This window comes from Actinacidiphila yeochonensis CN732, assembly GCF_000745345.1.
In the GTDB taxonomy this organism is placed as follows: domain Bacteria; phylum Actinomycetota; class Actinomycetes; order Streptomycetales; family Streptomycetaceae; genus Actinacidiphila; species Actinacidiphila yeochonensis.
Map to the genome: position 1 here is coordinate 1,280,328 of NZ_JQNR01000005.1, position 14,900 is coordinate 1,295,227.

Annotated in this window: 10 protein-coding genes; 6 read left to right on the forward strand and 4 right to left on the reverse strand. The window is 74.4% G+C overall.

All coding sequences use genetic code 11. The annotated features are described in order from the left end of the window. Nucleotides 1–87 precede the first annotated feature (87 nt). From BS72_RS17310 to BS72_RS17320, 3 genes are all read right to left on the reverse strand, one after another. Nucleotides 88–1,737 carry a DEAD/DEAH box helicase gene (locus BS72_RS17310; protein ID WP_107498812.1) on the reverse strand — a complete coding sequence of 550 codons (1,650 nt, stop codon included), beginning with the start codon at nt 1,735–1,737 and terminating at the stop codon, nt 88–90. Nucleotides 1,738–1,946: 209 nt separating this feature from the next. Next, nucleotides 1,947–2,150, reverse strand: a complete 204-nt coding sequence (locus tag BS72_RS17315; RefSeq protein ID WP_037911652.1) for a cold-shock protein — start codon at nt 2,148–2,150, stop codon at nt 1,947–1,949. A gap of 279 nt (nt 2,151–2,429) precedes the next feature. Beyond that, nucleotides 2,430–5,906, reverse strand: coding sequence for a phosphodiester glycosidase family protein (locus BS72_RS17320; RefSeq protein WP_037911654.1), 3,477 nt, complete (start codon nt 5,904–5,906; stop codon nt 2,430–2,432). 1,193 nt (nt 5,907–7,099) lie between these two features. Between BS72_RS17320 and BS72_RS17325 the strand changes: the two genes are divergently transcribed. Then, complete coding sequence (locus BS72_RS17325) at nt 7,100–7,297, forward strand: hypothetical protein (RefSeq protein WP_037916371.1); 198 nt, start codon at nt 7,100–7,102, stop codon at nt 7,295–7,297. 76 nt (nt 7,298–7,373) lie between these two features. Next, nucleotides 7,374–8,642, forward strand: a complete 1,269-nt coding sequence (locus BS72_RS38415; RefSeq protein ID WP_037911655.1) for a response regulator — start codon at nt 7,374–7,376, stop codon at nt 8,640–8,642. 71 nt (nt 8,643–8,713) lie between these two features. Here BS72_RS38415 and BS72_RS17335 read toward each other — a convergent pair whose 3' ends face one another. Then, nucleotides 8,714–9,760: a LacI family DNA-binding transcriptional regulator gene (locus BS72_RS17335; protein ID WP_037911657.1), complete on the reverse strand. Its 1,047-nt coding sequence runs from the start codon at nt 9,758–9,760 to the stop codon at nt 8,714–8,716. A 396-nt stretch (nt 9,761–10,156) separates the two neighbouring features. Between BS72_RS17335 and BS72_RS17340 the strand changes: the two genes are divergently transcribed. The 4 genes from BS72_RS17340 to BS72_RS17355 all read left to right on the forward strand — a co-directional run bounded on the left by BS72_RS17340 (nt 10,157) and on the right by BS72_RS17355 (nt 14,809). After that, nucleotides 10,157–11,449: an extracellular solute-binding protein gene (locus BS72_RS17340; protein WP_037911659.1), complete on the forward strand. Its 1,293-nt coding sequence runs from the start codon at nt 10,157–10,159 to the stop codon at nt 11,447–11,449. A gap of 12 nt (nt 11,450–11,461) precedes the next feature. After that, the gene (locus BS72_RS17345) at nt 11,462–12,439 is read left to right on the forward strand and encodes a carbohydrate ABC transporter permease (RefSeq protein WP_078901438.1); all 978 of its coding nucleotides are present in this window, start codon (nt 11,462–11,464) and stop codon (nt 12,437–12,439) included. Next, the gene (locus BS72_RS17350) at nt 12,436–13,359 is read left to right on the forward strand and encodes a carbohydrate ABC transporter permease (RefSeq protein ID WP_078901439.1); all 924 of its coding nucleotides are present in this window, start codon (nt 12,436–12,438) and stop codon (nt 13,357–13,359) included. The genes BS72_RS17345 and BS72_RS17350 overlap by 4 nt, the downstream gene beginning before the upstream one ends. Nucleotides 13,360–13,525: 166 nt before the next feature. Beyond that, nucleotides 13,526–14,809: a glycoside hydrolase 5 family protein gene (locus BS72_RS17355; RefSeq protein ID WP_037911660.1), complete on the forward strand. Its 1,284-nt coding sequence runs from the start codon at nt 13,526–13,528 to the stop codon at nt 14,807–14,809. The last annotated feature ends 91 nt before the right edge of the window (nt 14,810–14,900 follow it).

Genomic DNA, 14,900 nt, shown 5'->3' on the forward strand with positions numbered 1-14,900 from the left:
GGGCGCGGGCGCGGGCCGTACGGCGCGGGCCGGGGCCCGCGGCCAGGGGCTCAGCCCGGTGACCGCGGGCCCTGCGGCCGCCGCGCCCTACGCCGCCGGCCTGCGCCGCCGCGCGGGGCGGGCCCGGCCCGCGTCCGCCGGCGCGGCGGCGGGGCGGCCGGAGCCGCCGCCGCGGCGCCCGCCGCCGGAGCCGCCGCCGGACCGGCGGGAGCCCGCGGGCCGGGCCGCGCCCGTACCCGTACCCGTGGCCGCCCGGCCCGCGGGCGCGGGCGCGGGGGTGACGACGATGGGCACCCCGGAGGGCTCCCGCGCGCCGGTGAGGCGGGCCAGCTCCGGGTCGTCCGGGGCGGCGAGGCGGGCCGTTTTCGCGGTGACCCCGGCCTTGGCCAGCATCTTGGTCACGTCGCTGTTCTGCTCGGGCAGCACCAGCGTCACCACGGTGCCCGAGGCGCCGGCGCGGGCGGTGCGGCCGCCGCGGTGCAGGTAGTCCTTGTGGTCGGCGGGCGGGTCGACGTTGACCACCAGGTCCAGGTCGTCCACGTGGATGCCGCGCGCGGCGACGTCGGTGGCCACGAGGGTGGTCACCTCGCCGCTCTTGAACTGCGCCAGCACCCGGGTGCGCTGCGCCTGCGACTTCCCGCCGTGCAGGGCGGCCGCCCGGACGCCCTGCGCGAGCAGGGTCTTGACCATCCGGTCGACGGCGCGCTTGCTGGCGATGAAGAGCAGCACCCGGCCCTCGCGGGCGGCGATCCGCACGGTGACGGCGCGCTTGTCGTCGGTGCTCACCCGCAGCACGTGGTGGTCCATCCTGACCACCGCGCCCGCCGGCGGGTCCACCGAGTGGCGGACCGGGTCGGTGAGGAAGCGGCGGGCCAGCGGGCCGGCCGCGTCGTCCAGCGTGGCGGAGAAGAGCAGCCGCTGCCCGTCCGGGTCGGTCTGCTCCAGGAGCCTGGTCACCTGCGGCAGGAAGCCGAGGTCCGCCATCCGGTCCGCCTCGTCGAGCACGGTGGTGCGGACCTGGTCCAGCCGGCAGTCGCCGCGCCCGATCAGGTCGATCAGCCGGCCCGGGGTGGCGATGAGCACCTCGGCGCCGTTCCGCAGCGCCGTCGCCTGGCGGCCGATGGACATCCCGCCGACGACCGTGGTCATCCGCAGCCGCAGCGCCTTGGCGTAGGGGGTCAGGGAGTCCTCGACCTGCTGGGCCAGCTCGCGGGTGGGCACCAGGACGAGTCCCAGCGGCCGGCGCGCCTCGGCCCGGCCGCCCGCGGTGCGGGCCAGCAGCGCCAGGCCGAAGGCCAGGGTCTTGCCCGAGCCGGTGCGGCCGCGGCCGAGGACGTCCCGGCCGGCCAGCGAGCCCGGGAGGGTCGCGGCCTGGATCGGGAACGGCCTGGTCACGCCCTGCCGGGCGAGTTCGGCGAGCAGCGGCTCCGGCAGGCCCAGCCCGTCGAAGGAGCTGGGCAGCGGCGGCTGTTCGGCTCCAGCCGGCTCGATCGGCTCGGTCGGCTCCGGGACGGAGACGGCGCTGGTGGCGGGGGCGGCGGAGCGGGGGGCGCGGCGCGGTGCGGGCGCCGAGGAGCGGCGGGCGGGCGCCGAGGCGGCGCGCCGGGGCCGGTTCTGCCGCGCCTCGCGGGGGCGGTCGGACGTCAAGGGGGCCTCCTGGCCGTGGCGCGTACCGAAGGAGGTCCGTGCCCGGAGGGGGCGACGCGGAGACCAGCAGGACGAGCCGGTGGGGATCATGGGCGCCGCGCGGGTCAGAGCCCGTGGGCGTGGTCGTGGGGGCCGTGCGGGCGGCCACGACAAAGGCCGGGCCCCGTGTGTGAACATACGGGAGCCCGGCCGTGGCGCCGTGCCCGGGTCACGGGCGGCGCCGGCAAAGCCGTGCGGCCCCGGACGCGCGGAGCGTCCAGGGCCGAGGGTGCGGCCGGCTCGGAGGCCGGCCGTACGGGTCAGGCCGGGACGATGTTCTCGGCCTGCGGGCCCTTCTGGCCCTGCGTGACGTCGAAGGTCACCTTCTGGCCCTCGTGGAGCTCGCGAAAGCCCTGAGTGGCGATGTTGGAGTAGTGGGCGAAGACGTCGGCGCCGCCGCCGTCCTGCTCGATGAAGCCGAAGCCCTTTTCAGCGTTGAACCACTTCACGGTGCCGCTGGCCATTTTTTTCTCCTCCGATAGGGGCAGTCCGCCGGCACACTGCGCACCGGCTCCGCTGCGTCGACACCATCCGGAGGCCGTACAACAGAAATGCGCCCTAAAGGGGTCACATCCCGTAAGGCGCACACAGAAAACATGGGTACCAAACCGCAACTCTGTCATTGTAGCACGTCCGCCGTGGCCTGCGGCTTCGGTCAGCACCCGAAGATCCCCGCGCCCGAAGATCCCCCGCATCCGAAGATCCCCCCGGGAGCCGCCCCGGGGGGATCTCCGGACCCCCGCTCAGCCCAGTGCGACCGTGGCCGTCCCGGTCAGGCCGCCCGCGGTGACCGTGACCGTCACCGTGCCGGAGCGGACCGCGGTGAGCGTCGAGGAGCTGAGGTCCAGCACGGCGCGGGTGCCGGGCCGGCGCCGGGCCGCGGCGGCCTGCGCGGCCGTAGCGGCCAGCTCGACGCCGCTGCCGCCGCCCCACGTGACGCTGGCCGGAAAGCGCAGCGGGAAGCGGAGCCCGAACTCGCTGGTGATCCCGGTGGCCGCGAGCTGGGCCGAGGAGCCCACCGCGAGCCGGTCCGGGGCCGAGAGCTCGATGCCGTCGATCAGCGGGCGGCTCTCCGCCTGGAGCCACTCCCGGGTCTCCGGGCTCGGCTGCCCGGCCCGGACCCGGGCCGGGTGCGGGTCCACGGCCACGTGCATCCAGCCGAAGAAGCCGCCCTGGTCGGGGGAGCTGTACGGGGTCTTGCCCACCGCCGGGGTGTTGACCTCCAGCACGCCGTCGGCCCGGTTCACCGCGGCGGTGTGCGCGTGGCCGTTGAAGAGGGCCACCGGCTTGCCGGAGGTCTCCCGGAAGTCGGCCAGCCACTGCTTGACGAGCGCGGCCTCCAACTGGTCCGACAGCTGCGAGGCCGCCGCGCCCGTGGGGTCCTGGAGCGGGTGGTGGAACGAGACGACGACGCCGGTCACCGACCGGTCCTTCGCCGCGTCCGCCAACTGCTGCTGGAGCAGTGGCACCTGGTCCCAGTCGGAGGTGCGCATGTCGCCGGTGTGGGAGTCCAGCAGGATGAAGCGGGTGCCCTTGTGGTCGAGGACCTGCTTGTTCGGCCGGCCGGTGCTGGCCAGGAACTGGTCGATGCCGCCGGTGGCCGACAGGCCCGCCTCGTGGTTGCCGGGCGTCCAGTACACCGGCAGGCCGGCCGGCACGTGGTCCTTGAGCAGCCCGTTGGCGAGGTCGAAGTCCGCCGGGTTGTCGTCGTCCACGAAGTCGCCGTTGATCAGCACGAAGTCGGGCTTGGCCGCCACCACCTGCTGGAGCGCGTCCACCGCCTGCCGTCCGGAGAACGAGTCCAGCCCGGCGGCCGCGCTGATGTGCAGGTCGGACAGGACGGCGAAGGTCCAGCGCCGCTCCGGCAGCCCGCTCTGCTCCACCACGTACGGGTCGGGCTGCGGCACGCCGGTCGCGGCGGGCTCCTGGCCGACCAGCGCTTCGAGCGCGTCGAACTCCAGTGCGCCGGCGTTCTTGTTGGTCTGCGAGGTCTCGGCGATGTAGACGCGGGAGAGCGTGACCGGGTCGGAGAAGCCGGCCGGCAGGTCGCCGACCACCTGCCGCCAGCCGGTCCAGTCCACCACCGTCGCGAAGGTGAACGGCACGTTGGTGGTGCCCTGCGAGGACATCATCGCGCGCAGCCAGTGGCCCTGGCCGTCGCCGTTGACCCACAGGGACAGCTTCTTCGTCCCGGCCGGCAGCGTGAGCGGGGCGCCGGCCACCGCGTACGCGGCCGAGGTGCTGGTCTGGCCGGTGAAGTCGTAGGCCATCCTCAGCGCCTGGTTGCCGGCCGGCGCGCCGGGGCGGTCCGCCGCCGCGGCGAAGGCCACGGAGGCGGTGCCGCGGGCCGAGGTCACCGTCCACTTCTCCGACGGCTCGAACTCGGCCAGCGAGACGGCGAGCAGGCCCACCGTCACCGGCAGCTGGGCGGTCACGCCCTGCACGGTCGCGGTGAGGGTCGCGGTGGAGCCGCCGGCGGCCGTGCCGCCGGTCAGGGTGAACGTCCCGTCGCCGGCGTCCTTCACGGCGACCACGGACGCGTCGTAGGAGAGCTTGACGTCGCGCGGCGCCACGGGGGCGTCGAAGCCGTCGGCGTCGTAGCCGGTCAGAGAGACGGTCGTGGTGGTGCCGGCGTCCAGGGTGACGGTCCGCTCGGAGAACGCCAGCCGGTGCAGCTCGCCGACCACCCGCAGCCCGTACTCGCCGTCGGCCTGCCCGGCGCGGGCCCGCAGCGTGCCCGCGCCGGACCGGTCGGCCCGGAAGACGCCGCCGCTGGTGCGGCCGAGGGCGCCCGGCTCGGCGCTCCAGTCCACCGGGTGGCGGGTGACGTCCACCGGGGCCCACGTCTCGTCGAAGCCGGCCACGCCGACGTCGAGGGTCAGGCCGGGCACCACCCGGTCGGCGCGCGGGCGCACGTCCAGGCCGCGCAGCTGCCCGGAGCCCTTCGCCGCGAAGAGGCCGACGCCGTCGGGCACCGGCCGCTCGCTGCCGTCCGAGGGGGTGTTGACGACGCTGACCGCGCTGTCCCCGGCCCGCCGCGCGACGATCTCGGTGGAGCCGCCGCCGTCGAGCATGAACCCCTCGGTGGCGCCCAGCCGCACCAGCAGCTCGGCGGTGTCGTCGAAGCTCAGGCCGGCGGAGAAGTTGGCGGAGCCGTCGACGGCGACCAGCAGCAGCCGGTGCCCGCCGTCCAGCCACGCGATGGCGGTGCGCGGCTTCGGCTCGTCGTTGCCCGTGCTCGGCGGGAAGTCGACGGCCACGCCGCCGCGGACCAGCACCGAGCCGCTGCCCAGCGCGGTGCGCAGCGCGACCGGCGCGTCCGAGCCGGGCGCGAAGGCGACGGCGACCGCGTCCCCGGCCTTGGCGGTGGCGAGCTCGGCCGCGGCGGCGCCCCGGCCGAGGACGACGAGGCCGCCGTCGGGTACGGCGGTGGTGGTGAGCTGGGCGTTGACCGCCGTCACCTTGCCGTCGGAGACGACGAGTTCGGTCCAGGGCCCGGCGTCCTGGATGAGGGTGCGGTTCCCGGTGCCCCACTCGGGGGTGTACGCGGCGACCCCGTCGGCGGGGACGGACGGGGAGTTGAGCGCGGCGAGCGGGTACGTCGTCCCGGCCACCACGGCGGTGCCGGTGAGCACCAGGTCGGCCAGGCGGGCCACCCGGTCGGCGCCGATCGCGGCGACGGTGGCGTGCTGCGAGGTGCCCTTGCGGAGCGTGCCGTCCTGGATCTCGGGGCCCTCGGCGGCGTAGGTCTCGGTGATGTCGAAGTAGTCGCCGTTGACGGCGGCCACCGCGTGCTGCGCGTTCGCCGCCTGGGTGAGCGGGCGGGCCTGGCTGACCTCGCCGGCCACCAGGTCCACGCCGACGGACGCCTCGCCGAGGTCGGCGTTGAGCACGTGCGCGCGGGTCCAGCCGGCCCGGCCGAAGGTGTCGAACGAGGTGAGCACGATGCCCGGCGCCACCGGCCGGTCCACCCGGTCGACCAGCACGGACTCCCCGGGCACGGTCACCTGGTAGTCGGGCTCGGCGTACGTCGGGAACCGGCTCCCGGCCGAGCCGTCATGGCCGGACCGGCCCTGGGAGCTCGGGGTGCCGTGCGGGCCCTTGCCGGGTTCCGCCGCCTCGGCCGCCTGCTGGCCCGCCGCGACGAGTCCGGCCGCGACGGCGCCCACGATGAGGCCGCGACGGGACAGGCCCGCGCTGTCCTTCTGGTGATCGTTCATGGCGGGCCACGGTAGGCGCCGAGGCCGACGGCGAGATGAACGCCGAGGTCATCGCGGAAGAAGCGGAGATCCCGCGGTGTCCGGGCGCACGGGAGGGAGCACGTCGCGCGTGGGGCGGGGGTGGCGAGCGGGTACTCCAGGGGCGGCGGGGCCCATCGGCCGGCCAACTGCCGGTCCTCGGCCGGTCCTCGGCCGGTCCACGGCAGGTCCACTGGCGGTCCGCTGCCGGCTCGCTGCCGGCGCCCGCCCGTTCCCCCGGACCCGGCGGAGGCGTTGACGGCGCCGTCCGCGGTGCCGTCCACGCCTCGTCGCGTTGCCCGAAACCCGAGCAGCCCACCGCGAGGGCCTCCGGCCGCCGTGCGATCGCCCGCACCAGGACACCTCGCGACCGGGCGGACCCTCCGGTCACGGCGCCGGCCGGCGCAGCGGGCCCGGACCGCGTGCCCCGGCCGCTGGAGCGCCTCCTCGCCCACCTCTGACCTGGGGGAGGGCGGGAGACGGGGGCGGCGGGCGGGGCCGGCGTCAGGGAGGCGTCAAAGCGGACGCCGCGGCCGTCAGGCGGTCGTCAACACCGCCGCCGGGCCCCGGTTCGGGCGCCATGCTGGTGGGGTGCGGAGGTGGAGAGCCTCCGGCCGGAGGCCCGTTCCCGCGGGACGACTCCGGCGGCCGGCCCGGTTCCACCGACACCGGGCACGCCGCCGGACCCGTCCCGGGGCCCCGGTCGGAGCTCTTCCTCCGGTCCCGCGGGCGCGGTCGCCTCCTTCCCAGCGACGGCGCCGCGGGACCCGCGCGCCCGGCTGGGGTCGGGCACGGTTCGGGCGGCGGGTTCCGAGGCCCGCCGCCCGAAGAGGGGTTCCGCGGTGAGCCGGCGGCACGTCCGCGACGCTTCGGGCCTGAGCGCTCGGCGCCCCGACGGTCCCGACGCCCCCCGACGCTCTCGACGCGCCCCCGACACGGCGGCTCCCGCCCGGAAGTTCGGCGGGTCGGCGGGTCGGCGGGCCCGTTGTCTGTTGGCTGTCGCGCGCACGCCCCTGTTCCGGAGCGGCCGGCTGACCGCGTGTTGCCGTCTGGCGCCGCAACGGTGTTGCCGGACGGCACCGGTGTTGCGGGAGTGCAGGCTGGGAACCCCGCCGGGCCGGTCGGCCGCGGTGGTCCAGCGCGGCGGCCGGTCCGCTGCGGGCGAGAGGCGATCCGTGCGCAACCAGCTGTTGTCCGTCAGGGCGGCGCTCGTCCTGACCCTGTCCCTGCTGACGGGGATCGGCGCCGGGGCCCTGACCGCCGCGGGCGGCACCCCGCCCTCGCAGTCGGTGCTGTACGGAGTCGGCGCGTTCGGCCTCGCCGTGCCGTTCTTCGACCGGCTCATCGCCGGTACGCGCGATGATGAGCGGTGACGCATGCCCGACCGCACGCAGCGGCCCGAGCCGGAACGGACCCGGACCGGCCGCCCGACCAGGAGGACGACGTCCGATGGGTGAGTTACGACCGCTGGCCGGCGACCTGCAGGACGACTGCCGGGAGTTCGCCCAGGCGCTGCGCGGGCTCTTCGGCGGCCTCGACGTGTCGGTGCGCCGCTACGCCGCTCGCCGCTACCGGGACGCCGGGACGGTCTCCCGCTACCTCAGCGGGGTGCGGGTGCCGCCGTGGACGTTCGTCGAGGACCTCTGCGCGGACCTCGCCGCCGACCGCCGCGCGGCCGCCGACCGGGGCGCGGCAGCCGACGGCGGCGTGCCCTCGGGCCTGCCGCTGGACCGGCTGCGCGAGCTGCACGGCCGCGCGCTGCGCGCGACCGAGCGGCCGGCGCCGCAGGTGGAGCTGCTCCAGCAGCAGTTGGCGGCGGCCGACCGGGAGGCCCGCCGGGCCACCGCCGACGAGGACCTGCTCGGCGGCGCGCTGCTGGAGCGCCAGCACCGGATCGCCGACCTCGAAGCCCGGCTGAAGGCACCGGACACCGGCGCGCTGCCGGGCGCGACCGCCCCCGGGCTGCCGGTGCCCCGGCGCGAGGGCGGCGCGGGCCTGGTCGCCGAGCGCCGCCGGCTGGCCGGTCAGGTGGCCGCCCTGGAGGCGGAGTTGGAGGAGGCGCGGCTGCGGGTGATGCTCGCGGAGTCCCGCTGCGACGTGCTGGAGCGCCAGCTCGCCATCGCCGAGGGGCCGTTGCCGGTCCTGGCCGGCCCGCCTTCCGGTACCGGCCCGGCCTGGGTCCGGGCGTCCGGCCCGGACGGGGCCGGGGAGCCGGAACCGGGCGCCGAACCGCCGTGGGAGCGGTCCGGCGCGGGCCCGCTGTCCGCCGGGGAGGGCCCACGGCCCGAGGAGGCGCCGACCGGACCGGGGGACGGGCAACCCGCCGCCCGCATCCTGGCCGTCGACGACAAGCGGGCCAACCTGCTGGCGCTGGAGGCGGTGCTGTCCGGCCTCGGCCACGAGATCGTCACCGCCGACTCCGGCCAGGCCGCCCTGCGGGCCCTGATGGACGCCACCGGGTTCGCGGTCATCCTGCTCGACGTCCAGATGCCCGACATGGACGGCTACGAGACGGCGCTGCACATCAAGCGCCGCCCCCGCACCCGCAACATCCCGATCATCTTCCTCACGGCGATGGACGAGGACCCCTCCCACATGTTCCGCGGCTACACGGCGGGCGCGGTCGACTACCTCATCAAGCCCTTCGAACCCCGCGTGCTGCGCGCGAAGGTCGAGGCGTTCGTCCAAATGCACCTGGAGGCCCGCTCAGGCCACTGACCCCGTGCCGGGAACGCTGCCGGAAGCCGTGCCAGGAGCCGTGCCGGGGAGCGGGTTCGCCCGGACCGGCCCTACTCCGGACCGCCCCGCTGCTCGGGCAGGCCCCGGGCCGGAGCGGCGGTGGACTCGCGCTCGATCAGGTGCGGCACCGGGACGTCGACGGTGCGCGCGGCCCCGCCGTCGAGGAGGGACATCAGCTCCGCCGCGGCGATCCGGCCGAAGGCCACCGCGTCGCGGGAGAGTGCCGTCAGCCAGGGCCGGGAGAGCCGGCAGAGCGGGGAGTCCTCCCAGGAGACGATCGAGACGTCGCCCGGAACCGACCGGCCGAGCTCGGCGGCCACGGCCGAACCGGCCGCCGCCATCACGTCGTTGTCGTAGACCAGCGCGGTCGGCGGGTCGTCCTCCTCCAGCACCCGGCGGGTCACGGCGGCGCCCTGCGCGTCGGAGTAGTCGGTCGTCTCCGAGCGCACGGCGGTCAGGCCGTGGCCGGCCGCGGTGTCGCGCAGGGTGCGGATGCGGCGCTCGGTGTGGGCGAGGGTGGGCAGCCCCGCGATGTGGGTGATCCTGCGGTGGCCCAGCTCGTGCAGCCGGCCGACGATCAGGGCCATCGCGGCGGTGTCGTCGGCCTGCGCCTGGGACAGGGACGCGTGGACGCCGGCGTCGGCCTCGGGGAGCGCGCCGATGACGACGCCGGGCAGGCCCAGGCCGTCCAGCAGTCCCGGGCGCGGGTCCGCGGTCCTCGGGTCCACCACGAGGACGCCGTCCACCCGGTGTTCGGCCCACCAGCGGCGGTAGACGGCGCACTCGTCGTCCACGTCCTCCACCACCCGGAAGAGCAGGCCGAGGTGGCGCTCGGCCAGGATCTCCTGGATTCCGGAGACGAGCTGGAGGAAGAAGGAGTCCACGCCGAGGGTCGCCGCGGGTCGGGCCAGTACCAGGCCGATCGTGGCGGAGCCCTCGCCGGACAGCGCGCGGGCCGCGGTGCTGGGCTGCCAGCCCAACTGCTCGGCCACCCGCCGGACACGGTCCCGGGTCACCTCCGAGACGCCGGGGCGCCCGTTGAGGGCGAACGACACCGCGCTCTCCGACACGGCCGCCCGCTTGGCGATGTCCTTCATGGTCGGACGGCGGGCGGGCGTGCGCCTGCCGACGGCCGGACCACGCGCGTCCGATGAACGCTTCTCTGCCACCCGAAGCCCCCTTCCGCGCCGCCGCCACGCGCATCATACGGCCGGACCGAGCGGTTGACCACACTGGGCCCCGTGGAACTAATGCGCTTGAGTCATCCGGTACTAATGCGCCTTAGTTCGACGTTGTCGATCTCCCATACTACCCGTCTGACCTGCACAAACGGTGAAGGTGACGAGTCGTTGAGGAATGAATCTATTGACTTTCCCGCACATTGCCATGCAAGGTGCTCCTCGTGCAGCCGGCGGCACACCCGCCCGGTTGGTTCACCGTGCGCGGGCCGCTGGGCCGACGCGCCCGCTGGTTCCGAGCGAAGGAGCTCCACCGTGCGTTTCCCGAGAAGAGCAGTTCTGGCCGCCGCCTGCGTCGCCGCGGTCGTCCCGCTGGCCGCCTGTGGCGGCGGCTCCGGCTCCAGCAGTGGGTCGTCGAGCGCCTCCGGCCCGGTGAAGGGCACGATCACCTTCCAGACGTGGAACCTGAAGGCCAACTTCAAGGACTACTTCAACGGGGTCATCGCGGACTTCGAGAAGAAGTACCCGGGCACCACCGTCAAGTGGGTCGACCAGCCGGCCGACGGCTACGCCGACAAGCTCAGCGCCGACGCCACCGCCGGCACCCTGCCGGACGTCGTCAACGTGACGCCCGACCTGCTGGCGCCGCTCGCCAAGGCCGGCATCGCCCTGGACCTGGACCAGTCGGCGTCGAAGTACACCAAGGAGTACCTGCCCGGCGCCTGGGCCGCCGACCAGGTCCCCGGCCTCAAGGGCACCTACGCCTTCCCCTGGTACCTGAACACCGGCCCGCTCTTCTACAACAAGACGCTCTTCACCAAGGCCGGCCTCGACGCCTCCAAGCCGCCGACGACGTACAACGACCTCTTCGACGACGCGCTGAAGATCGCCAAGCAGAGCAAGGGCAAGATCGCCACCCTCGCGAACGTCCCCACCATCGAGGACTTCGGCCGCTACGGCGCGCAGCTGACCACCTCGGACGGCACCGGCTTCGCCTTCAACGACGCCAAGGGCGTCGAACTGCTCACCCGCTACAAGCAGCTGTACGACGCCGGCGCGCTCGACTCGCAGGCGCTGACGGCCACCCCCGAGTCGGCCGGCCACAAGTTCCTCACCGAGTCGGTGGCGATGAACCCGGGCAGCGCGCTGGACCTGCAGAACTTCAAGACCTCGGCCCCGAGCCTCTACAAGAACATCGGGATCACCAACCAGATCACCAACACCGGCAAGGTCAACATGTACGTGCAGAGCGTCATGGTGAACGCCGGCACCAAGCAGAAGCCGGCCGCCATCGCCTTCGCGCACTTCGTGACGGACGCCCAGTCGCAGATGGCCTTCGCCAAGAAGGTGGCGATCTTCCCGAGCACGGCGGGCTCGCTCAAGGACCCGTACTTCACCCAGCAGGACGGCACCGACGTGACCCGGGTACGGGTCGCGGCCGCCCAGTCGCTGTCGAACGCGGTGAACTACACCCCGGTGCAGTTCAGCGACCAGATGAAGACCGAGCTGGGCAACGAGGTCGCCAAGGCGCTCCAGGGCAAGGAGTCCCCGAAGCAGGCCCTCGACAACGCCGTGAAGAACTGCGACCAGCTGCTCCAGCAGAGCTGAGCCGAAGCCGCCATGTCATCTTCCACCGCACCCGGCGCGATCGGCGCCGAGACGCGCGGCCGGACGGACGGCCCGGTGCCGCGGGGCGAACGCCCCGCCGGCCGCCGGGCCGGTCGGCGCATCGGGCGCAACAAGTGGTTCAGCCCCTGGCTGTTCGCCGCGCCCGGTCTGCTGGTCGTCTGCGCGTTCAGCCTCTACCCGTTCCTGAGCACCGTCTACAACTCCTTCACCGACCGGCGGACGCTGATCCCCGGCCACTGGGTGGGGTTCGCGAACTACCGTGAGCTCTGGCACGACGACGCGTTCTGGACCGGCCTGCGCAACAGCGCCCTCTACGTGGTCGTGGTGGTGCCGGCGCTGGTCGTGCTGCCGCTGCTGCTCGCCATGCTGGTCCAGCGCCGGATTCCCGGTATCGGCTTCTTCCGGGCGGCGTTCTACACCCCCGTGGTCGCCTCGATCGTCGTGGTCGGGCTGATCTGGGTGTGGCTGCTGGACGACCGCGGCCTGATCAACTCGCTCCTGGAGGCGCTGGGCGCGGGGAAGGTGAACTTCCTCGGCGACCAGTGGCTGCTGCTCTTCTGCGCGATGGCCGTGACGATCTGGAAGGGCCTCGGCTACTACATGATCGTCTACCTGGCGGCACTCGCGAACGTGCCCCAGGAGCTCCACGAGGCGGCCGCCATGGACGGAGCCGGCGCCATCCGCCGCTTCGTCAGCGTCACCATGCCGGCGGTCCGCTCCACCATGGTGCTGGTCGCGGCGCTGTCCTCGGTCGCCGCCTTCAAGGTGTTCTCCGAGGTCTACCTGATAGCCGGCCCCAACGGCGGTCCGGCGGGCGAGGACACCACCCTGGTGATGCTGGTCGAGCGCACCGGCACCGGGCTGTCCGGCCGGGTCGGCTACGCCTCCGCGCTGTCGGTGGTCATCTTCGTCGTCGTGGTCGTGCTGATGCTGCTGGTGCTGCGCGCCGACCGGAAGGAGGACGCATGAGCGCCCCGACCGCGTCCGTCACCACCGAGCCGGAGCGGCGGCCGGAGCCGGCGGGCCGTCGCCGCCGCGGCGGGCTGACCGACGCCGACGGGCGCCGCGTCCCCGTCTGGGCCCTGGTGGTCCGCTACCTGCTGCTGCTGGTCGTCCTCGTGCTGACCGTCGGCCCGTTCGTCTGGCAGCTGTCCACCTCGCTCAAGGGCTCGCACGAGGACATCTTCAGCTCCCCGCCGAAGTTCCTGCCCAGCCACCCGACCCTGCACAACTACACCCGGGTCGCCGACACCATCCCGGTGTGGGACTACGCCTGGAACTCGGTCAAGGTCGCCGCCGCGAACGTCGTCACCAACTGCGTGGGCTCCGCGCTGGCCGGCTACGCGCTGGCCCGGATGCGGTTCAAGGGACGGAAGGCCGTCAGCCTGGTCTTCGTCCTGGCCATGCTGGTCCCCGTCGAGGGCCTGATCATCGCGCAGTTCACCACCATGCGGGAGCTGGGCCTGAACAACACCCTCATCGGGGTGCTGCTGCCCGGCGCGATCAGCTCGCTGAACGTCCTGCTGATGCGCAACGCCTTCCTCAGCCTGCCGGCCGAGGTGGAGGAGGCGGCGTTCATGGACGGCGCCAACGTCTGGCAGCGGTTCCTGCGGATCGCCCTGCCGTCGGTCAAGGGCACCCTCGCCGTCGTCGCGATCTTCGCGTTCATGGGCTCGTGGGACGACTTCCTGTGGCCGCTGATCGTGCTGAGCGACCCGTCGAAGTTCACCCTGACCATCGGCCTGAACTACCTGCACGGCACCTTCGCCAACGACGAGCGGCTGGTCGCGGCGGGCACGATCATCGCCGTCGCCCCGCTGATCGCGCTGTTCGCCTGCCTCCAGCGGTACTTCTTCAGCGGCGTCGGGGAGGGCGCGGTCAAGGGCTGACCGGCCGATCCGGTCAGCCGCCGGCCGACTGATCCAGCCGGCCGGCCCCACCCCGCCCCAACCGAGGCCCCCACCCCGCCGCCGACGCGGCACCGGCCGACGACGGCCGGCGCCGCGTCCGGGCCCCGCGCGGCACCGCTCCACAGAACCAGGACACCCTCATCGCATGAGCCCCTCAGCTCCCCGCTTCGGCGCCAACTACACCCCCAGCCAGGGCTGGTTCCACCACTGGCTCGACTTCGACCTCGACGCCGTGCGCGCCGACCTGGACTCGATCGCCGCGCTCGGCCTCGACCACATCCGGGTCTTCCCGCTGTGGCCGGTCTTCCAGCCCAACCGCACGCTGATCCGGCCGCGCGCCGTCGAGCAGCTGGTCCAGCTGGCCGACGCCGCCGCCGAACGCGGCCTGGACGTCAACGTGGACGGGCTCCAGGGCCACCTGTCCAGCTTCGACTTCCTGCCCGCGTGGACCCAGACCTGGCACCGGCGGAACATCTTCAGCGACCCCGAGGTGCTGTCCGGGCAGGAGGAGTACCTGCGGACGCTGGCCGCGGCGCTCGCCGACCGCCCGAACTTCATCGGCATGACCGTCGGCAACGAGATCAACCAGTTCTCCGGGGACCCGCACCCCGACCCGGACCGGATCACCTCCGAGCAGGCCGCCGAGTGGCTGCGCCGGATGCTGGCCGCCTGCGCCGACGGCGCCCCCGGCCGCACCCACCTGCACGCCGCGTACGACGCCGCCTGGTACCTCGACGGCCACCCCTTCACCCCGGCGCACGCCGCGACCATCGGCGACGTCACCTCCGTCCACTCCTGGGTCTTCAACGGCACCGCCCAGCGGCACGGCCGCACCGGCACCGCCACCGAGCACCACGCCGCCTACCTGATCGAGCTCTCCAAGGCGTGGGCCGACGACCCGCGCCGCCCGGTGTGGCTCCAGGAGGTCGGCGCCCCCGCCCCGCTGATCCCCGCCGAGCACGCCGCGTCCTTCACCGAGGCCACCGTGGCCAACGCGCTGGACTGCCAGGACGTCTGGGGCGTCACCTGGTGGTGCTCGCACGACGTCTCCCGCAAGCTCGCCGACTTCCCGGAGCTGGAGTACTCCCTCGGCCTGCTCACCAGCGAGCGCGAGGTCAAGCCGGCCGGCGAGACGATCCGCCGCATCGTCGCCGACCGCCGCTCCCGCCCGTACGCGCCGGCCCCGCGCACCACCGCCCTGGTCGTCGACGGCGGCGCCGGCGACTCCTTCGACGGCACGTTCAGCGAGACCGACCCCGCCCAGGCCCGCTCGGCGTGCGCGCCCGGCGGCGAGGTCTTCGAGGCGTTCGCGCGCCTCACCGCGGACGGCGTGCGGCCCGCGGTCGTGCTGGCCGGCCGCACCGAGGACCACGCCTACCTGGCCGCCCGCGGCATCACCGAGACCGTCCGCCCCGCCGACGTCAGGTGAACCCGGTCCTGTCCGGGCGATCTTCGGAAACCGCCCGGACAGGGCACAGGGCCGCCCGGCCCGGGGAACGGCGTGCCGCCCGTCGTACGGT

Bases quoted from the DNA above. Each gene is read 5' to 3' on its own strand.
- BS72_RS17310 (WP_107498812.1), bottom strand. From the start codon at position 1,737: ATGATCCCCACCGGCTCGTCCTGCTGGTCTCCGCGTCGCCCCCTCCGG.
- BS72_RS17315 (WP_037911652.1), bottom strand. From the start codon at position 2,150: ATGGCCAGCGGCACCGTGAAGTGGTTCAACGCTGAAAAGGGCTTCGGC.
- BS72_RS17320 (WP_037911654.1), bottom strand. From the start codon at position 5,906: ATGAACGATCACCAGAAGGACAGCGCGGGCCTGTCCCGTCGCGGCCTC.
- BS72_RS38415 (WP_037911655.1), top strand. From the start codon at position 7,374: ATGGGTGAGTTACGACCGCTGGCCGGCGACCTGCAGGACGACTGCCGG.
- BS72_RS17335 (WP_037911657.1), bottom strand. From the start codon at position 9,760: ATGAAGGACATCGCCAAGCGGGCGGCCGTGTCGGAGAGCGCGGTGTCG.
- BS72_RS17345 (WP_078901438.1), top strand. From the start codon at position 11,462: ATGTCATCTTCCACCGCACCCGGCGCGATCGGCGCCGAGACGCGCGGC.
- BS72_RS17350 (WP_078901439.1), top strand. From the start codon at position 12,436: ATGAGCGCCCCGACCGCGTCCGTCACCACCGAGCCGGAGCGGCGGCCG.
- BS72_RS17355 (WP_037911660.1), top strand. From the start codon at position 13,526: ATGAGCCCCTCAGCTCCCCGCTTCGGCGCCAACTACACCCCCAGCCAG.